The organism is Blautia faecicola, from assembly GCF_004123145.1.
GTDB lineage: Bacteria > Bacillota > Clostridia > Lachnospirales > Lachnospiraceae > Oliverpabstia > Oliverpabstia faecicola.
In genome coordinates, this window is record NZ_SDKC01000001.1 from 1,505,345 (window position 1) to 1,523,376 (window position 18,032).

General features: G+C 47.2%; 18 protein-coding genes. 15 read left to right on the forward strand and 3 right to left on the reverse strand.

Annotated features, from left to right (window positions below; translation table 11 throughout):
* The first annotated feature begins 71 nt into the window (after positions 1-71).
* A complete protein-coding gene (locus ETP43_RS06685) occupies positions 72-1,160 on the forward strand; it encodes a D-alanyl-D-alanine carboxypeptidase family protein (protein ID WP_243114209.1) in 1,089 nt (362 codons plus the stop codon).
* Positions 1,161-1,392: 232 nt separating this feature from the next.
* Here ETP43_RS06685 and rpmB read toward each other — a convergent pair whose 3' ends face one another.
* The gene (rpmB, locus tag ETP43_RS06690; RefSeq protein ID WP_022010540.1) at positions 1,393-1,578 is read right to left on the reverse strand and encodes a 50S ribosomal protein L28; all 186 of its coding nucleotides are present in this window, start codon (positions 1,576-1,578) and stop codon (positions 1,393-1,395) included.
* A gap of 319 nt (positions 1,579-1,897) precedes the next feature.
* Here rpmB and ETP43_RS06695 point away from each other — a divergent pair, with 319 nt between their 5' ends.
* The 4 genes from ETP43_RS06695 (at position 1,898) to ETP43_RS06710 (ending at position 6,656) form a co-directional block, all read left to right on the forward strand.
* The gene (locus ETP43_RS06695) at positions 1,898-2,254 is read left to right on the forward strand and encodes an Asp23/Gls24 family envelope stress response protein (protein WP_022400365.1); all 357 of its coding nucleotides are present in this window, start codon (positions 1,898-1,900) and stop codon (positions 2,252-2,254) included.
* Between the two features lie 24 nt (positions 2,255-2,278).
* Positions 2,279-3,934, forward strand: coding sequence for a DAK2 domain-containing protein (locus tag ETP43_RS06700; RefSeq protein WP_243114210.1), 1,656 nt, complete (start codon positions 2,279-2,281; stop codon positions 3,932-3,934).
* Between the two features lie 94 nt (positions 3,935-4,028).
* Positions 4,029-6,092 carry an ATP-dependent DNA helicase RecG gene (gene recG, locus ETP43_RS06705; protein ID WP_129257475.1) on the forward strand — a complete coding sequence of 688 codons (2,064 nt, stop codon included), beginning with the start codon at positions 4,029-4,031 and terminating at the stop codon, positions 6,090-6,092.
* 159 nt (positions 6,093-6,251) lie between these two features.
* A complete protein-coding gene (locus tag ETP43_RS06710) occupies positions 6,252-6,656 on the forward strand; it encodes a DUF6465 family protein (RefSeq protein ID WP_129257476.1) in 405 nt (134 codons plus the stop codon).
* Positions 6,657-6,743: 87 nt separating this feature from the next.
* On the opposite strand, the gene ETP43_RS06715 is transcribed toward ETP43_RS06710, so the two are convergent.
* Positions 6,744-6,977: an alpha/beta-type small acid-soluble spore protein gene (locus tag ETP43_RS06715; RefSeq protein ID WP_022171754.1), complete on the reverse strand. Its 234-nt coding sequence runs from the start codon at positions 6,975-6,977 to the stop codon at positions 6,744-6,746.
* A gap of 205 nt (positions 6,978-7,182) precedes the next feature.
* Here ETP43_RS06715 and ETP43_RS06720 point away from each other — a divergent pair, with 205 nt between their 5' ends.
* From ETP43_RS06720 to ETP43_RS06735, 4 genes are read left to right on the forward strand one after another with little or no spacing between them, the layout of a single operon-like run.
* A complete protein-coding gene (locus tag ETP43_RS06720; RefSeq protein WP_022400361.1) occupies positions 7,183-7,575 on the forward strand; it encodes a methylglyoxal synthase in 393 nt (130 codons plus the stop codon).
* Positions 7,576-7,603: 28 nt separating this feature from the next.
* On the forward strand, positions 7,604-8,164 hold the full coding sequence (gene rsmD, locus ETP43_RS06725; protein WP_129257477.1) for a 16S rRNA (guanine(966)-N(2))-methyltransferase RsmD: 561 nt from the start codon (positions 7,604-7,606) through the stop codon (positions 8,162-8,164).
* Positions 8,161-8,640: a pantetheine-phosphate adenylyltransferase gene (gene coaD, locus ETP43_RS06730; RefSeq protein ID WP_022400359.1), complete on the forward strand. Its 480-nt coding sequence runs from the start codon at positions 8,161-8,163 to the stop codon at positions 8,638-8,640. Before rsmD ends, coaD begins: the two co-directional genes overlap by 4 nt.
* Before the next feature lie 35 nt (positions 8,641-8,675).
* A complete protein-coding gene (locus ETP43_RS06735) occupies positions 8,676-9,290 on the forward strand; it encodes a hypothetical protein (RefSeq protein ID WP_022400358.1) in 615 nt (204 codons plus the stop codon).
* Here the strand turns inward: ETP43_RS06735 and ETP43_RS06740 are convergent.
* Positions 9,264-10,211 (reverse strand): sporulation protein, encoded by a 948-nt coding sequence (locus tag ETP43_RS06740; RefSeq protein WP_129257478.1) that lies wholly within the window; start codon positions 10,209-10,211, stop codon positions 9,264-9,266. The two genes, ETP43_RS06735 and ETP43_RS06740, sit on opposite strands and share 27 nt — an antisense overlap.
* 163 nt (positions 10,212-10,374) lie before the next feature.
* On the opposite strand from ETP43_RS06740, the gene ETP43_RS06745 reads away from it, so the two are divergent.
* The 6 genes from ETP43_RS06745 (at position 10,375) to ETP43_RS06770 (ending at position 18,031) form a co-directional block, all read left to right on the forward strand.
* Entirely contained in the window at positions 10,375-11,832 is a 1,458-nt protein-coding gene (locus ETP43_RS06745; RefSeq protein ID WP_129257479.1) for an aminoacyl-histidine dipeptidase, read from the forward strand.
* A 412-nt stretch (positions 11,833-12,244) separates the two neighbouring features.
* Entirely contained in the window at positions 12,245-13,072 is an 828-nt protein-coding gene (locus ETP43_RS06750) for a GTP pyrophosphokinase (protein WP_022400355.1), read from the forward strand.
* 89 nt (positions 13,073-13,161) lie between these two features.
* A complete protein-coding gene (locus ETP43_RS06755) occupies positions 13,162-14,502 on the forward strand; it encodes an RsmB/NOP family class I SAM-dependent RNA methyltransferase (protein WP_129257480.1) in 1,341 nt (446 codons plus the stop codon).
* Positions 14,503-14,512: 10 nt separating this feature from the next.
* A complete protein-coding gene (locus ETP43_RS06760; protein ID WP_129257481.1) occupies positions 14,513-15,232 on the forward strand; it encodes a pseudouridine synthase in 720 nt (239 codons plus the stop codon).
* Positions 15,233-15,404: 172 nt separating this feature from the next.
* A complete protein-coding gene (locus tag ETP43_RS06765; protein ID WP_129257482.1) occupies positions 15,405-16,067 on the forward strand; it encodes an HAD family hydrolase in 663 nt (220 codons plus the stop codon).
* Positions 16,064-18,031, forward strand: coding sequence for a YgiQ family radical SAM protein (locus ETP43_RS06770; RefSeq protein ID WP_129257483.1), 1,968 nt, complete (start codon positions 16,064-16,066; stop codon positions 18,029-18,031). The genes ETP43_RS06765 and ETP43_RS06770 overlap by 4 nt, the downstream gene beginning before the upstream one ends.
* Position 18,032 lies beyond the last annotated feature (1 nt).

Below are 18,032 nucleotides of genomic sequence, written 5' to 3' on the forward strand. Positions count from 1 at the left end.
GGATAGACCCCTCATAAGGATTCACAGGAGGACATGCCCTGTGGCATGGAAAAACAATGGCGAAAAAGAGAATGACAAAAAAAGAAAGAATGCGGCAAAGAAGACGGAAACAGAGACTGATGTTTGGCGGTGGATTGCTGCTTGTGGCGGTTGTATTTACCGCGATCCTGCTTCTGCTCAGTTCCAAAGGATGCGGACCATCAAAAGCAGAGGACGGTGAGGTGGAAGCGGTGCCGTCCGCGGAGGCTACAGAGGAGCCGACAGCTGAACCGACACCGACGGCAGAACCGGTACCATCGGTCGATATCAGCGATATCAACAGCCAGTCCGGGATTCTGGTGAGACTTTCTGACGGTGAAGTAGTGGCAGAAAAAGACGCAGATGCAAAGATTTATCCTGCATCCATGACAAAGATCATGACAGCGATCGTCGGTCTGGAGAATCTGTCGGATCTGAACGAGACGATCACGATCGACCGGGATATGTATGACCGGCTGTATATCGAAGGCGCTTCTCTGGCGGGTTTCGGAGCGGGAGATGAAGTAAAGGCAATCGATATCCTTTACGGCGTGATGCTTCCTTCCGGCGCAGAGTGCTGCGTGGGACTGGCACAGCATCTGTTCGGCTCCGAGGAGAATTTTGTGGCAAAGATGAATGAAAAGGCAGCAGAACTGGGTATGGACAATACACATTTTGTGACCTGTACAGGACTGCATGATGAAAATCATTATACAACCGTGCGTGATCTGACCAAACTGTTAAGTTACGCCCTGCAGAATGATACCTTCCGGCAGATCTACTGCACCTCAGAATATACGACAAGTGCTACCGCATCCGCACCGGAAGGACTGCATTTCCTGAGTACGATGTTCAAGAAGATGGATTCTCCCGCGGTCAATGGCGGAGAGATCGAAGGCGGAAAGACCGGATATACCAGCGAAGCCGGACAGTGTCTGGCGAGTCTTGCCAAAGTAGACGATGTGGAATATATCCTGGTGACCGCAGGAGCCCCGGGAGGACCTTCCACCGAGCCATACCATATCGAGGATGCCAAAACCGTCTATAACCGTATCCAGGCGGGAGAACAGGGATCTGTGGCAGATACGGCAGCAGATTCACAGGATGATCAGGCGACGACAGGGACGGACGAAGCTGCCTGAAAGATTTTAAGGAAAAGTTAAGAAAAAAGAAGAAAGATTCGTCAGAAGTGTATGGTATGATAGGAACATCAAAGGAGATCTTATTATACTAACAGGTTCGAATAGACAGAAGTGTTTTCCGTGCGGCCACATGGAAAACACTTCTTTTGTATACGTAATTTCCTGTAAAGTAAAAAAATGACCCGAAAGCATCAGCTTCCAGGCCATTTTCTCAAGTTAAGGGATGCAAATATTATGCTCTTTCAACTTTGCCGGATCTCAGGCAAGAAGTACAAACGTACATTTTCTTAGCTCCACCGTCTACCTTAACCTTTACAGATTTTACATTGGATTTCCACATTTTGTTAGATCTTCTATGGGAATGGCTCACGTTGTTTCCGAAATGAGCACCTTTTTCACAGATCGCACACTTTGCCATGACTGCACCTCCTTAACACTATTTATCGTAATCGTTCGTAATCATAGATTCGCAACACTAGATATTCTAACAGAAGAATTATCATTTTGCAAGCAAAAATATAAATTTTTCAAAAATTATATTTCTTTTTCTACAAAAACAGGTTATAATACATACAGTATAATTCATGAACGAGGGAATTTCTACCCCAAAATGGATTATAAAATGAGAAAAAGAGCAGGTTATTGTAGAAGACTCAAAAAGTGTCCGGGCAGCAGAACCGGAAAACCGGAGAAGACGAACGGCGGGCAGAACAATAACCGGGAATGGAGGTTGACCTATGAAAGGGCGTATGAACACGGGAATGGGAGAAATTACCATCAACACAGATGTAATCGCCACTTATGCAGGCAGTGTGGCTGTGGAGTGTTTCGGTATTGTAGGTATGGCTGCAGTAAATATGAAAGACGGTCTGGTAAAACTTTTGAAGAGAGACAGTCTCAAACATGGAATCAACGTTACATTAAATGAAAACAAGATCTCCCTGGATTTCCATGTGATTGTAGCTTACGGAGTAAGTATCCGTGCGGTTTCTGACAACCTGATTGCCAATGTAAAATATAAAGTGGAGGCATTCACCGGTATTGAAGTGGAAAACATCAATATTCTGGTAGAAGGCGTCCGTGTGATTGATTAATTGAAGGAGGAGCTTTAGAAAGCGATGAATACAATAGATGCCAAACTGCTTGCCAGGATGTTTCTGGCAGGAGCTAAGAATCTGGAAGTAAAAAAAGAGTGGATCAATGAGTTAAACGTGTTTCCGGTACCGGATGGTGATACAGGAACCAATATGACTCTGACGATCATGTCAGCAGTAAAAGAGGTAAACGGTCTGGAAGACGTACAGATGACCACGCTGGCAAAAGCTATTTCCTCAGGATCTTTACGTGGCGCGCGGGGAAATTCCGGTGTTATTCTCTCTCAGCTGCTTCGTGGATTTACCAAAGGAATCCGTGATCTGAAAGAACTGGATGCCGTAGCACTGGCACGTGCGGTAGACAAAGGTGTGGAGACTGCATACAAGGCAGTTATGAAACCGAAAGAAGGAACGATCCTTACCGTGGCAAGAGGGGTTGCAGATAAAGCACTGGAGCTGGCCGAGGATGCGGAAGATTTACAGACCTTCCTGGAGGATGTACTGGAAGAAGGACGCAGAGTGCTTGCCAAAACTCCGGATATGCTGCCGGTACTGAAAGAAGCTGGTGTTGTGGATTCCGGCGGACAGGGTCTGATGGTTGTTCTGGAAGGTGCATTTGACGCATTTATGGGAAAAGAAGTAGATCTGACCTTTGATGCCGGAGAAAATGCAAAAGTCGTAAAAGTGACTCCGCAGGCAGAAGCAGATATCAAGTTCGGATACTGTACAGAATTTATCATTGTATTAAATAAAAAATTCACAGCAGAGGATGAGGTGGACTTTAAAGCATACCTGAGTTCTCTGGGTGATTCTATTGTGTGCGTGGCTGACGATGAAGTGGTTAAGATTCACGTACATACCAACGATCCGGGACTGGCGATCCAGCGTGCACTGACATATGGTTCCCTGTCCAGAATCAAGATCGATAACATGCGTGAAGAACATCAGGAAAAACTGATCAAAGATGCAGAAAAAGTAGCAGCACAGCAGGCAGAAGAAGAGGCAGCAAAAGCACCGAAGAAAGAGGTAGGATTTATCTCTGTATCGATCGGTGACGGATTTGGACAGATCTTCCGTGACCTGGGTGTGGATTATCTGATCGAGGGCGGTCAGACCATGAACCCGAGTACCGAAGATATGCTGACAGCGATCAGCAAAGTAAATGCAGACCATATCTTTATCCTGCCGAACAACAAAAACATCATTCTGGCAGCAAATCAGGCGAAAGCACTGACAAAAGATAAAGATATCATTGTAATCCCGACCAAGACCGTACCACAGGGTATCACAGCAGTGATCAACTATGTACCGGAAAAATCCGTGGAAGACAATGAAAAAGACATGACAGAAGAAATCTCCCGCGTAAAGACCGGTCAGATCACTTATGCGGTAAGAGATACCCATATCGATGACAAAGAGATCCATGAGGGAGATATCATGGGTATCGGCGATCATGGTATGCTGGCTGTCGGAAAAGAAGTGGCAGCAGTAGCAAAAGAAACCGTAGAACAGATGGTAGATGACGAGACAGAACTGATCAGCATCTACTATGGAGAAGGTTTCACAGAGGAAGAGGCGGAAGCACTGGCAGGAGAACTGGAAGAACAGTACGATTACTGTGATATCGAAGTAAACTGCGGTGGACAGCCGATCTACTACTGTATTATTTCTGTAGAATAATAATACCCAAAAATGGGAGAAGAATAGAAAAAGATGCTGGACCTATGAGCAGTTCAGCATCTTTTTCAGGTTTGGGAAGAGGTGAGAGAAAAGTATGAGAGAAAATGAATCGATTCGTGCGCTGAAGGGCGTGGGGGAGAAGACAGAGAAGTTATTTCAGAAAGTGGGAGTTTCTACGGTGGGACAGCTTCTCCGGTATTATCCCAGAGATTATGATATTTACCGGGAACCGGTGAGCGTGGACAGTCTGAATGATCAGGAGACGGGTGCGGTTCTTGCAACGCTGACGGCATCGTTGGATATGAAAAAAGTCCGGAATCTGACCGTGATCTCCGGAACGGTTGCGGATGCTACCGGACGCTGTCGCGTCACCTGGTTTAATCAGCCGTATCTTCGTAACCAGCTGCGGCGCGGGATGACTTTTGTATTTCGTGGAAAAATGAGTAAAAAGGGGAATCTGTCCGTCCTGGAACAGCCCGAGATCTATACACCGGCGGCATATGAGGAAAAACTAAACAGCATGCAGCCGAAATACGCGCTGACTGCCGGTCTCAGCAATCATATGGTCACGAAAATGGTGAAAGCTGCGCTGGAACAACTGGATCTGACACAGGATTATCTGCCGGAAGAGATCCGGCTGGAATACGAACTGGCAGAGTATAATTTTGCAGCGGTGCAGATTCATTTTCCATCGAACCAGGAACAGTATCTGGAAGCGAGAAAACGGCTGGCATTCGATGAATTTTTATTATTTATCCTGGGGCTGAAGCAGTTGAAAGAACAGACGGCGGCGGATAAAAACCACTACCGGATGAAAGAAGTCTGGAAGACGGAGGAAGTGATCGAGAATCTGCCGTATCAGCTGACCGGGGCACAGAAGAACGTCTGGTATGAGATCGAGCAGGATCTGCGGGGCGAAAAACTGATGACCCGTCTGGTGCAGGGAGATGTGGGAAGCGGTAAGACGATCGTAGCGTTTCTGGCGATGATCATGACGGCAGAAAATGGTTATCAGAGTGCAATCATGGTTCCGACCGAGGTACTTGCAAAACAGCATTATGAGGCGCTGACAAAACTTCTGGAAGAAAATGGTCTGCTGGAACAGTACCAGCCGGTGTTTCTGACGGGATCCAACACAGCGAAAGAGAAACGGCAGATCTATGAGGCAATCGCATCCGGGGAGACACGGATGATCGTGGGAACGCATGCACTGATCCAGGAAAAGGTGATCTACGAAAGCCTGGGATTGGTGATCACCGATGAACAGCACCGGTTTGGTGTGCGCCAGAGAGAAGAATTTTCTTCGAAGGGGCAGAAACCGAATATCCTGGTCATGAGTGCGACACCGATCCCGCGAACACTCGGGATCATTCTGTACGGAGATCTGGATATCTCGATCATCGACGAACTGCCGGCACAGAGACTGCCGATCAAGAACTGTGTGGTGGACACCAATTACCGCGAAAAAGCCTATCGTTTTATCGAAAGACAGGTACAGGAAGGACACCAGGTCTATGTGATCTGTCCGATGGTGGAAGAGAGCGAGGGCATGGATGGAGAAAATGTCATCGACTATGCCGAACGGCTGCGCCATGAGCTGCCATCTTCGATCACCGTGGGAATTCTCCATGGAAAGATGAAACCGAAAGAAAAAAATGAGATCATGGAAGCGTTCAGTGAGAACCGGATTCAGGTGCTGGTTTCCACGACGGTTGTGGAGGTCGGCGTCAATGTGCCGAATGCTACTGTGATGATGGTGGAAAATGCGGAACGCTTCGGGCTTGCCCAGCTGCATCAGCTGCGCGGGCGCGTGGGACGTGGACAGTGGCAGTCGTACTGTATCTTTATTCACGGAAAAAATCAGGCGGAAAAATCAAAACGCCTGCAGATCCTGAACAAGTCAAATGACGGTTTTTATATTGCACAGGAAGACCTGAAACTGCGTGGACCGGGAGATCTGTTTGGTGTGCGCCAGAGCGGGGATCTGAACTTTGAGATTGCTGATATTTTCCGGGATGCATCCATCCTCAAAAAAGCCAGCGATGCGGCAGGATATATCCTGTCTCTGGATGGTACACTGGAACTTCCGCAGCATCGTCTGCTGAAAGAAAAACTGGAAGAATTTGCCGGAAGACAGATGGAAGATCCGGGGTTGTAGGTTGTGTTTTTGAAGAAAAACTTGCAAAATGTGGAAAGATGGGGTAAACTAACTGCTGTAGTTGACTGATGTTTGCAGATGATATTCTGAAAAACAGACAGCGAAAACGAAGGAAACGGTAACGTTGACTTGAGTGTGATTTTGAGGAGGATTATGAATATGGCAGTTAAGAAAACAGTTGCGAAAGCAGCAAAACCGGCAGTTGAAACAGAGGCAGTAAAAGCTGAAGCAACAAAAGCAGCAGCAAAAACTACCGAGAAAGCAGCAGAAGCAAAGACAACTGAAACTGCAAAGAAAGCACCTGCGAAGAAAACAACCGCAAGAAAAACACCGGCAAAGAGAACGACAACAAAGAAAGCGGCTGTAGTGACAGAAGAAGTGTATCTGCAGTATGCGGGAAAAGAATTCTCATCCGCAGATCTGACCGCAAAAGTAAAAGAGATCTGGAAAGAGATGGGTAAAAAAGCAGCAGACTTAAAGGACATCAAAGTATATGTAAAACCGGAAGAGAATGCAGCTTACTATGTGATCAACAATGAAGAGACTGGAAGTTTTGGCTTATAATAGAGACTGAAAAACAATGCAACGAAAAATCTCCCGGGGAGAGCATTTTCCCGGGAGATTTTGTGCGTTCAGGAAGTCAGCAGTCGATTACTGCATGCTGCCCCCTGTATAACCGGATCCCTGGCTCATCTGTTTTTCCTGAGCTTCGATCATTTTTTTGACCATATAACCACCGACAGATCCGTTCTGTTTGGAGGTCAGGTTTCCGTTATACCCATCAGAAAGGGGTACACCCAGTTCGTTTGCTACTTCAAATTTGAAACGGTCTAACGCACCTTTTGCTTCCGGTACTGCTGCTGTGTTAGTAGAAGTTTTGGACATGATTGGTTTCCTCCTTGACTTATAGGTTTTTGTGTAACTTGTTGTTACGCTGTTAGTATGTGACGGAAGAAAAAAATAACACTAGAAATTTTTGCAAATACTGGATAACCTTAGATTTTTTGGTACAAACTTACAAAAACAATTGCAGATAACCTAGTGATTTGATATAATAAAGCTAAATTTGGATGAGAGGGCGGGTTAGAGCATGAACATTGGAATTATTGCGCATAACAGCAAAAAAACATTGATTGAAGATTTTTGTATTGCGTATAAAGGAATTTTGGGAAAACATGAAATATACGCAACGGGCACTACCGGCCGGAGAATTGAGGAAGTTACCAATCTGAGAGTGCACAAGTTCCTGGCAGGATCCGTGGGCGGAGACAAACAGTTTATGGCGATGATTGAGAGAAACGCCATGGATCTGGTGATTTTATTTCATAATCCGAATATGACAAGTCCGAAGGAACCGAACGTGTACCAGATTGCAAGCTGCTGTGATCAGTATAATATTCCGGTAGCAACCAACATTGCAACGGCAGAATCTCTGATTCTGGGACTGGACAGAGGTGACCTGGACTGGAGAAGCCAGATATAAGAATAGTTAAGGAAGAAAACAGAACGATATGAGAGTAATTGCGGGAAAGGCGCGTAGTCTGCGTCTGAAAACCATCGAAGGTATGGACACAAGACCGACCACTGACCGGATCAAAGAGACATTATTTAATATGATTCAGCCATTCATCGCAGACAGCAGATTTCTGGATCTGTTTGCGGGAAGCGGTGGCATTGGCATCGAGGCGTTGAGCCGCGGTGCTTCTTGTTGTGTATTTGTGGAACAACAGAGAAAGGCAGCGGAATGTATCCGGGAGAATCTGGCATTTACCAGACTCAAAGACAGCGCGACTCTGCTAGTGACAGATGTGGTATCGGCAGTGCGGAAACTGAACGGGGAAGAAGCGTTCTCCTGGATTTTTATGGATCCGCCATATGGCAAAGGTCTGGAGTTTCAGGTGCTGGAAGCGCTGCAGGGAACTACGTTGGTCGATGAAGAGACAAGAATCATTATCGAAGAGTCTCTTGACGTTACCTGGGAGCAGGCGGAAGCTCTCGGCTATGAAATCATAAAAGAAAAGAAATACAAGACGAATCAGCATGTATTTCTGAAAAAAAGAGGAGAATTATGACAACTGCTGTTTATCCCGGTTCGTTTGATCCGGTTACAAATGGACATTTAGATGTAATATCACGGGGCGCGGCGCTTTTTGACAAGGTGATTGTGGGCGTTTTACACAATTCTACAAAAAGTCCGTTGTTTTCTGTGGAAGAACGTGTTAGAATATTAAACGAAGCGACCAGAGATCTGCCCAATGTGGAGATTGTCGCATTCAGCGGACTGTCGGTGGATTTTGCCAGACAGTGTGAAGCGAAAGTGATTATCCGTGGCCTTCGGGCAATCACAGATTTTGAATATGAGCTGCAGATGGCACAGACCAATCGTGTGCTGGCACCGGATGTGGATACGATGTTTCTGACAACCAGTCTGGAGTACGCTTATCTCAGTTCAACAACAGTAAAGGAAGTGGCAGCGTTCGGCGGTGATATTTCCAAATTTGTACCGGAATTTGTGATGGATGAGGTACATAAAAAATTTAAAAAATAGAAAAACAGGAACTTACTGATAAGGAGAGAAGAAAGATGAGCAGCAGAATTGAACAGATTATTGAAGAAATCGAAGAATTTGTAGAGAGCTGTAAATATCAGCCGTTATCTACAACCAAGATTGTTGTCAATAAAGAAGAGCTGGAAGAACTGTTAAGAGAACTTCGTCTGAAAACACCGGATGAGATCAAAAGATATCAGAAGATCATCAGCAATAAAGATGCGATCCTGGCAGATGCACAGGCAAAATCTGACAGCCTGATCGCGGAAGCACAGGCAAAGACCAAAGAGATGGTAAGCCAGCATGAAATCATGCAGCAGGCATATGCACAGGCAAATGAGACCATTGCAAATGCAAACAAACAGGCACAGCAGATTCTGGATGAAGCAACGATGGATGCAAACAATATCCGTCTGAGTGCAATCTCATACACCGATGATATGATGGCAAATATGGAGCAGATCCTTGCTACCGCAATCAACGAATCCGGTGAAAAATACAGAAATTACATGGCGTCTATTCAGAGCTGCTACGATGTAGTAAAACAGAACAGATCCGAACTGGCACCTCAGGTATCCGGCGCGGATGCAGTGGATACAGAAGAGACCGCAGAAGCAGAAACTTCAGTGGAAGATCTGGACGAAGAGTAAGAGCCAGCCAACAAACAGGGTACAGACCGCATGGACGGTTTTGCCCGCAATATAAGTACGAATAGAGAGGGGGGTGCCGACGAGCATTCCCCTTGTTTGCGCTATACAGGAAAGTCCGCCGAAAGAGGCGAAGGTCAGGGACAGAAGATAGCGCCAGGATAATTTCAAAGAGGAAGCACCGACGAGAGCGATTCCGGTGGTCATTTCCGTAAATCCGGTGAGAAATACGGAGAGAACGGGTACCGGGGAACTGCAGCGTACGACCAGGGAAGCCAGGATGGAAAACAGGATGATATAACCGCCCAGCTTTGTGATGGTTTCAAATGCATGCATGATAGAAGCATCAATCATATGACTGACAGACTTTCGGAACGATTCCGATGATGGAGATACGGGAGCGGTTGTGAGATCCCGGCAGTCCGGTTTCAGGAGCAGACGAAAAATCAGGGAAGTCAGGAACAAAGAAAGATACAGGATCAGAAATGTGTGCCCGGCAGCATGGGAGAGGTGTAAAGTATCTACGAGAAGGTAGGAACTTACAAACATCGGTCCCGGATTGTTGCAGATCGTTAAGAGGTACTGAGCTTCACTTTTCGTGATTTTTCCCTCGGCAAACAGATCGGCGGTCAGTTTGGATCCCATGGGATAACCGCAGAAGAGCCCAAGCAGAAAAGCATAGGATCCGTACATGGACAGACCGAACAGAAAACGGAAAATTCCCTTTGTTTTCTGAAGAAGGACGGAAGCCAGACCGGTATGGATAAAAAAGTCGGAGAGAATCATAAACGGAAGCAGTGACGGCAGCACATGAAAAAACCAGAGCGTCACACCGGAGGCGGAAGCCTGGAAGGCATCTTCGGGAAAGCGAAGCAGATAGACAAAAACGAAAAAAAGAAGGGTGCATAAGATTCCGGATCGCATGGGCAGCTCCTTTAGTGAGACATCGGTGTTTGATTATATATATGCCTTGATTTTTGAATGTATTTATCATAAAATAATTGTATTGTGGCCGACGGGGTAAGGTGTTCGGCTGAAAAACTGACGTCGTGAACGGAGCGCGTCAGATCGCAGGAGGTTAGAACAAATGGCAGTATTAGAAGGATTAAAACCGGAAAAAGTATTTCACTTTTTCGAAAAACTGTGTGAGATCCCACACGGATCCACGAATATGAAAGAGATCAGTAATTATCTTGTTTCTTTTGCAAAAGAAAGAAATCTGAAATATTATCAGGATGAATCCTACAATGTAGTTATCTATAAAGATGCGACCGCAGGTTACGAAGATGCACCGATTACGATCTTACAGGGTCACTGTGACATGGTTGCAGAGAAAACACCGGATTCGGATCATGATTTCATGAAAGACGGTCTGAAATTGCAGATCGAAGGAGATTATATCACAGCAGATGGTACGACACTGGGCGGTGATGACGGGATTGCAGTTGCCTATATGCTGGCAGTTCTGGATGATGACACGTTAAAACATCCGGCGCTGGAGTGTGTGATCACTACCGATGAAGAGATTGGTCTGTTGGGTGCAAAGGCACTGGATGCTTCTGTTCTGAAAGGAACCCACATGATCAATATGGACTCCGAGGAAGAGGGATATCTGTGGATCAGCTGTGCCGGAGGCTTAAGCGGAACCAGCCGGATCCCGGTAGAATATCAGAAGATGGAAGGCGTGGTGACAGAAGTTCTGATCGACGGTCTGAACGGCGGCCATTCCGGAGCAGAGATTGATAAAAACCGTGCCAATGCCAATAAATTAATGGGACTGTTCCTCTATGAACTGGGACAGAAGATCGGATACAGCATCAAAGACCTGTCCGGCGGAACCAAAGACAATGCGATTACAAGAAGCTGTAAAGCAGCCATCGTAACAGATGCAGAGGATGTGGAAGAAGTAAAAGCTGTTGCGGAAAAACTGCAGGCAGAACTTCGTGCAGAATATGCGGGAAGTGATGAAGGAATCACCATTTCCGTGACACCGGGAAAAGAAGAGACGGTGGAAGCACTTTCTATGGTCAGCAAAGAAAAAGTAGTCTTCTATCTGGTGCATGTACCGTTCGGCATCGAGAAAATGAGCGGTGAGATCGAAGGACTGGTAGAGACTTCCAGCAATCTTGGTATCTTGAAACTGGGAAAAGATGCATTATATTCCACCAGCAGTGTGAGAAGCTCTGTGGGAAGCGCCAAAGAACATCTGTCCGCAAAATTACAGTATCTGACAGAATTCCTGGGCGGTTCTTACGAAGAACAGGGTGACTATCCGGCATGGGAGTATAAAAAGGATTCTCAGATGAGAGATCTGATGGTGGATGTGTACGAAGAATTGTTTGGTGAGAAACCGGCAGTAAAAGCGATCCATGCAGGTCTGGAATGTGGTCTGTTCTACGACAAGATCGAAGGACTGGATTGCGTATCCTTCGGACCGACCATGATCGATATCCACACCACAGAGGAAAAACTGTCGATCCCATCGACCAAAAAGATGTGGAAGTATCTGGTACGCACACTGGAGAAAATGAATACGATTCAGTAAATAAAAATACAGAAAAATAAAAAGGAGGGGGCTGTCGCGGCGCGGCAGCCTTTTTCTCTGAAATAAAAAAACGTTACAATTGTAGTTCTGAGAGTCGGGGAGAGAGCATAGGATATATAGGATGGGGAAAATGGAAATGCAAGAGAAGTTTTCCTGAAGGAAAAAGTATGATATAATGAACGTTAGCGAGTGGGAACAAACGAAGTTTGTTCATCGGGAGCGGTGAATGGCGACCATGATAGCTGCGAAAGCAGCGTCAAGCACCGAAGGTGCGAATCATGATATAATGAGCGCAAGAGAGCCAGAGGGAGCTTGCTCACTCTTGGCGAACGGCGAAATTATGGAGTGATGAAATCACGATATAATGTACGAAAGAGACTAGATTATGACGACAGAATAAGGAGAGGTTAACATGGAAATACAATTATGGCGTGAAATACTCAGTCCCTACGAACAGGCAGTGACAGAACTGGTGGAAAAGTTCCAGCATCTGAGTCTGGAGCACAGGGAACGGGGATTGTATTCTCCCATCGAACAGGTCACAGGGCGTGTAAAAAGCATTACCAGTATTCTGGAAAAAATGAAACGAAAGAAAATTCCGTTTGAGGAAATGGAAGAACAGGTAGAAGATATCGCCGGCATCCGGATCATCTGTCAGTTTGTGGAAGATATCCAGCGAGTTTCGGATCTGATCGCCGGTCGTTCTGACATGGAAATCAAATGTATCAAAGATTATATTGCACACCAGAAAGAGAGCGGCTATCGCAGTTACCATCTGGTCATTTATTATCACGTGGAGACGTTGAATGGACCAAAGAAGATCCAGGCAGAGATCCAGATCCGGACGATGGCGATGAATTTCTGGGCGACGATTGAACATTCTTTGCAGTACAAATATAAGACAAACATCCCGCCGCATGTCAAAGAGCGGCTTGCCAACGCAGCGCAGGCGATCATTGCGCTGGACAGTGAGATGTCTTCCGTGCGAAACGAGATCATGAACGCACAGAACTCGTCTCTGATGCAGCGGAATCTGGTGATGGACATTTTACAGAATATTGAAAATCTGTATCAGAAGTCCAACCGCAGAGAGGTGGAAAAGATACAGGATGAGTTTTACCGGATCTATGCATCCAACGACTTGCAGCAGCTCAAACGTTTCCATCAACAGCTGGATATCATTGCAGAAGGGTATTGCGCCCAGGCAGTGACGAGCGAGGGATGGGATCAGAACCTGTAGATATCAGCAAAGCTGCGGAGCAATCCGTGGTATCAAATGAGTATCAATGAGTATCAAAATCACGATTACGATAAAAAGGAAGAACACAGATGCACTTACCTGAGAAATTCCAGAAGGAGATGGAAACACTTCTGGGGGATGAATATCAAGCATTTACAGAAAGTTATGACAGACAGCCGGAGAACGGGTTACGTCTGAATCGAAGAAAGGTGACGGGGGAGGAGTTCCTGGCTCGGACACCTTTCTTGCTGAAACGGATTCCGTGGATCGATAACGGGTATACTTACGGGGAGGAGACACCGGCGAAAGATCCGTATTATTACGCGGGACTGTATTATCTGCAGGAACCGAGCGCGATGACACCTGCCAACCGTCTGGCTCCCGAACCCGGTGATTATGTGCTGGATCTGTGTGCGGCACCGGGAGGAAAAGCGACCGAACTTGGCGCGAGACTGAACGGGGAAGGACTGCTTCTGGCAAACGATATCAGCAACAGCAGGGCGAAAGCGCTGTTAAAGAATCTGGAACTGATGGGAATCCCCAATATTTATGTGACCAGCGAGACCTCGGAGAAGCTGGCGAAGGTGCTGCCGGAATTTTTTGACAAGATTCTGGTGGATGCGCCGTGTTCCGGAGAAGGAATGTTCCGGAAAGAGCCGCGGATGATGGCGGACTGGGAACAGCAGGGACCGGAATATTACAGCAAACTCCAGCGGGAGATCATTCTGGATGCGGCAGATATGCTGCGACCGGGAGGGAAACTTATGTATTCCACCTGTACGTTCAGTGAGCTGGAAAATGAGGGAACGATTCAGTATCTCCTGGAACAGAGACCGGAGATGAAACTGATCCCCTGCGCGCCGTACGAAGGATTTGCCAAAGGACGCAGAGGGCTGGAAGACTGTGTGCGGATTTTTCCACACCGCATGAACGGGGAAGGACATTTTCTGGCGTTACTGGAAAAAGAGGGAGAGCCGGGAAAACGGAAAAACACAACGAAAAGAAGTTCGGAACTTCCTGCGGAAGCAAAAGAATTTCTGGAAGCCTGGGGCATGTACAGGAAAGAATGGCAGTATTATCTGCGGGAGGACCGGCTGTACGCACTCGGAAAGAAAGACGGCATGCCGGAAAATCTGCGGTATCTTCGCACCGGGCTGTATCTCGGCGACTGCAAGAAAAAGCGGTTTGAGCCATACCAGGCACTGGCGATGGCACTCGATGGAAACGGGGAGAACCGGATCCATCTGAACCGGGAAGATCCGCGGGTGATCCGTTATCTGAAAGGAGAAACGCTGGATGTATCGGATCTGGATCTGAAGAAACAAAAAGGCTGGCAGTTGGTCTGCGTGGACGGCTATCCGCTTGGCTGGGGAAAACTTGCCAACGGAAGCCTGAAAAACAAATATTATGCGGGCTGGCGCTGGCAATAAGGAGAGAAAAATGAGCAAAACCATTCGTTTGGATAAATACCTGGCGGATATGGGCTGTGGAACCAGAAGTGAGGTGAAGCAGATGATCCGTAAAGGTCAGGTGGAGGTCAACGGGGAAAAGGCGAAAAAGCCGGAATTGAAGATCACCACAGGGCAGGACCGCGTGTGCGTGGCGGGAAAAGAAATCTGCTATGAAAAATACCGGTATCTGCTGCTTCACAAACCGGCGGGTTACGTGTCGGCGACCACCGATAACCGGGATCAGACCGTACTGGAATTGTTGCCGGAGGGACTTCGCAAAGACCTGTTCCCGGTGGGACGGCTTGACAAAGATACGGAGGGATTGTTACTGCTGACGAACGACGGAGATCTCGCACACCGGCTGCTGTCTCCGAAAAAACATGTGGACAAGACCTATTATGCAAGGATTGACGGAAAAGTGGTAGCAGAAGATCAGGAAGCGTTTTTACAGGGCGTGGATATCGGGGATGAGACGAAGACACTCCCGGCGAAGCTTGAGATTTTAGAGAGCGCGGATGTTTCCGAGATCCTGCTGACGATACATGAGGGGCGTTTTCATCAGGTGAAACGGATGTTTCAGGCAAGAGGCAAACAGGTAATCTACCTGAAACGGATGACGATGGGACCACTTGTACTCGGCGAGGATCTGCCAAAAGGCGTTTACCGGGAACTGCGGGAAGACGAGCGGAAAGCGCTTGGAATTCATTGATACAGAACAGAAAGAGTAACTATTCAGTAAGGTATATTCCGCGAGATGTTTTGGCATGAATATGCCAAAATCCAGAGACATACAAGCCAAAATGCCATCACCGAAGGTGATTTTCATTGCATTTTGATTCGTAACTGTGAAGGTACTGAATAGTTATAAAGGATTATTATATATGTTAGAAAATATCAAAGCAGTGCTGTTTGATCTGGACGGCACACTGGTGGATTCGATGTGGATGTGGAAGGACATCGATATCGAATATCTGGGGCGGTATGGATATGAATTACCGTCGGAACTGCAAAAAGAGATTGAAGGAATGAGCCTCTCCGAGACAGCCGTGTACTTTAAGGAACGGTTTGCCATCCAGGAGAGTCTGGAAGAAATCAAGAGCACCTGGATGGATATGGCAAGGGATAAATATACCCACGAAGTGCCACTGAAGCCGGGAGCAAGAGAGTTTCTGGTGTGGCTGAGACAGCAGGGGATCCGTACAGGAATCGCAAGTTCCAACGGAATCGAGCTGGTTGAGACTGTCCTGAAAGCACAGGGGATCCGGGAATATCTGGAATCCGTACATACCTGCTGCGAAGTTCCGAAAGGGAAACCTGCCCCGGATATTTATCTTATGGTGGCAGAGACACTGGGAGTAAAACCGGAAGAATGTCTGGTCTTCGAGGATGTTCCGATGGGCATTCTGGCAGGAAAAAATGCCGGTATGCGCGTCTGTGCGGTAGAAGATACCTTCAGCGCCAACCAGCGGGAAGAAAAGAAAAAACTTGCGGATTATTATATAGAAAGTTATGATGAGATACCAAGAGAAAGGATGCAGCCATGAGCGGACAGTTTTTGCCGGTGACGATGGAAGAATGCCGGGAGAGAGGAATTGAACAGCCGGATTTTGTCTATGTGTGCGGAGACGCTTATGTGGATCATTCTTCTTTCGGAGCGGCGATCATCTGTCGCCTGTTAGAAAGCCGGGGATACTCGGTGGGAATGATCGCCCAGCCGGACTGGAAAGATCCGGAAAGCGTTCAGGTGTTCGGCGAACCGCGTCTTGGATTCCTCGTATCTGCCGGAAATATGGATTCTATGGTAAATCATTATACCGTATCCAAAAAACACAGACAAAAAGACTCCTATTCTCCGGGTGGAGAGATGGGACACCGGCCGGACCGGGCAGTGATCGTCTACGGCAATCTGATCCGCAGAACGTATAAAAAGACGCCGATCATCCTGGGCGGTATTGAGGCGAGCCTTCGGAGACTGGGGCATTACGATTACTGGTCCGATCAGGTGAAACGAAGCGTACTGCTGGATTCCGGGGCGGATCTGATCTCTTACGGCATGGGAGAACATTCGATCATTGAGATCGCGGATGCGCTGGCTTCCGGACTGGATGTGAAAGATATCACATTTATCCGGGGAACGGTGTACCGCTGCAAGAGTGTGGAACATATACCGGAACCGCTGTATCTGCCATCCTTTGAAGAAATCAAAGAAAAGAAAGAGCAGTATGCAAGAAGCTTCGGTATCCAGCATCAGAACACCGACCCGTATCAGGCAAAGGTTCTGATAGAAGATTACGGCAATCAGGGGTATGTGGTACAGAATCCGCCGGCGTATCCGCTGAGCGAGCAGGAGATGGACGATGTATATCATCTGCCGTTTATGCGGACGTATCATCCGATGTATGAAAAAAAAGGCGGGATCCCGGCGATTGAGGAGATCAAGTTCAGTCTTACCAGTAACCGTGGATGTTTCGGCGGCTGTAATTTCTGTGCACTGACCTTTCATCAGGGGCGGATCGTGCAGGTTCGAAGCCACGAATCGCTGTTAGAAGAAGCAGTCGAGATGACGAAAGATCCTGATTTTAAGGGGTATATTCACGATGTGGGCGGTCCTACGGCAGATTTCCGTCAGCCGGCGTGTAAAAAGCAGCTGACTAAAGGAGCCTGTACGAACCGTCAATGTCTGTTTCCGACACCGTGTAAGAATCTGATCGCGGATCATTCGGATTATCTTACCCTGCTTCGAAAGCTTCGGAAGGTTCCGAAAGTGAAGAAAGTATTTATCCGTTCGGGCATCCGTTTTGACTATGTGCTGGCGGATCCGAAGAGCCATTTCTTACAGGAACTGGCGGATTATCATGTGAGCGGGCAGTTGAGGGTGGCACCGGAACATGTGGCGGACAAAGTCCTGGAAAAAATGGGAAAACCATCCCATAAAGTCTACCAGGAATTTTTAAAACAGTATTATGCCTGCTGTAAAAAAAGCGGGAAAGAACAGTATGCGGTTCCTTATTTTATGTCTTCCCATCCGGGATGCGGACTGAAAGAGGCGGTGGAACTGGCAGAATATATCCGGGATATGGGATTTATGCCGGAGCAGGTACAGGATTTTTATCCGACACCGTCGACGATCTCCACCTGTATGTATTATACGGGACTGGATCCGCGGACGATGGAGAAGGTGTATGTACCGGTCAATCCGCATGAGAAAAACATGCAGAGGGCGCTGATCCAGTACCGGCGTCCGGAGAATCGGAAACTGGTGGAGGAAGCGCTGATCAAGGCAGGAAGACAGGATCTGATCGGATTCGGTCCGAAGTGCCTGATCCGTCCGTATGACGGCAGACGGGCACAGAAGGTTGAAAATCTGAAAACACAGACAGGCTCCGCAGGAAAGAACAGAAAAAATGGAAGAGGAAATCTAAATCAGAGTCAACAGCCGAATGGCAGACAGCAAAAGCAGCATGCGGGTAAGAAAAAGACCATCCGTAACGTGCATAAAAAACGGTAAC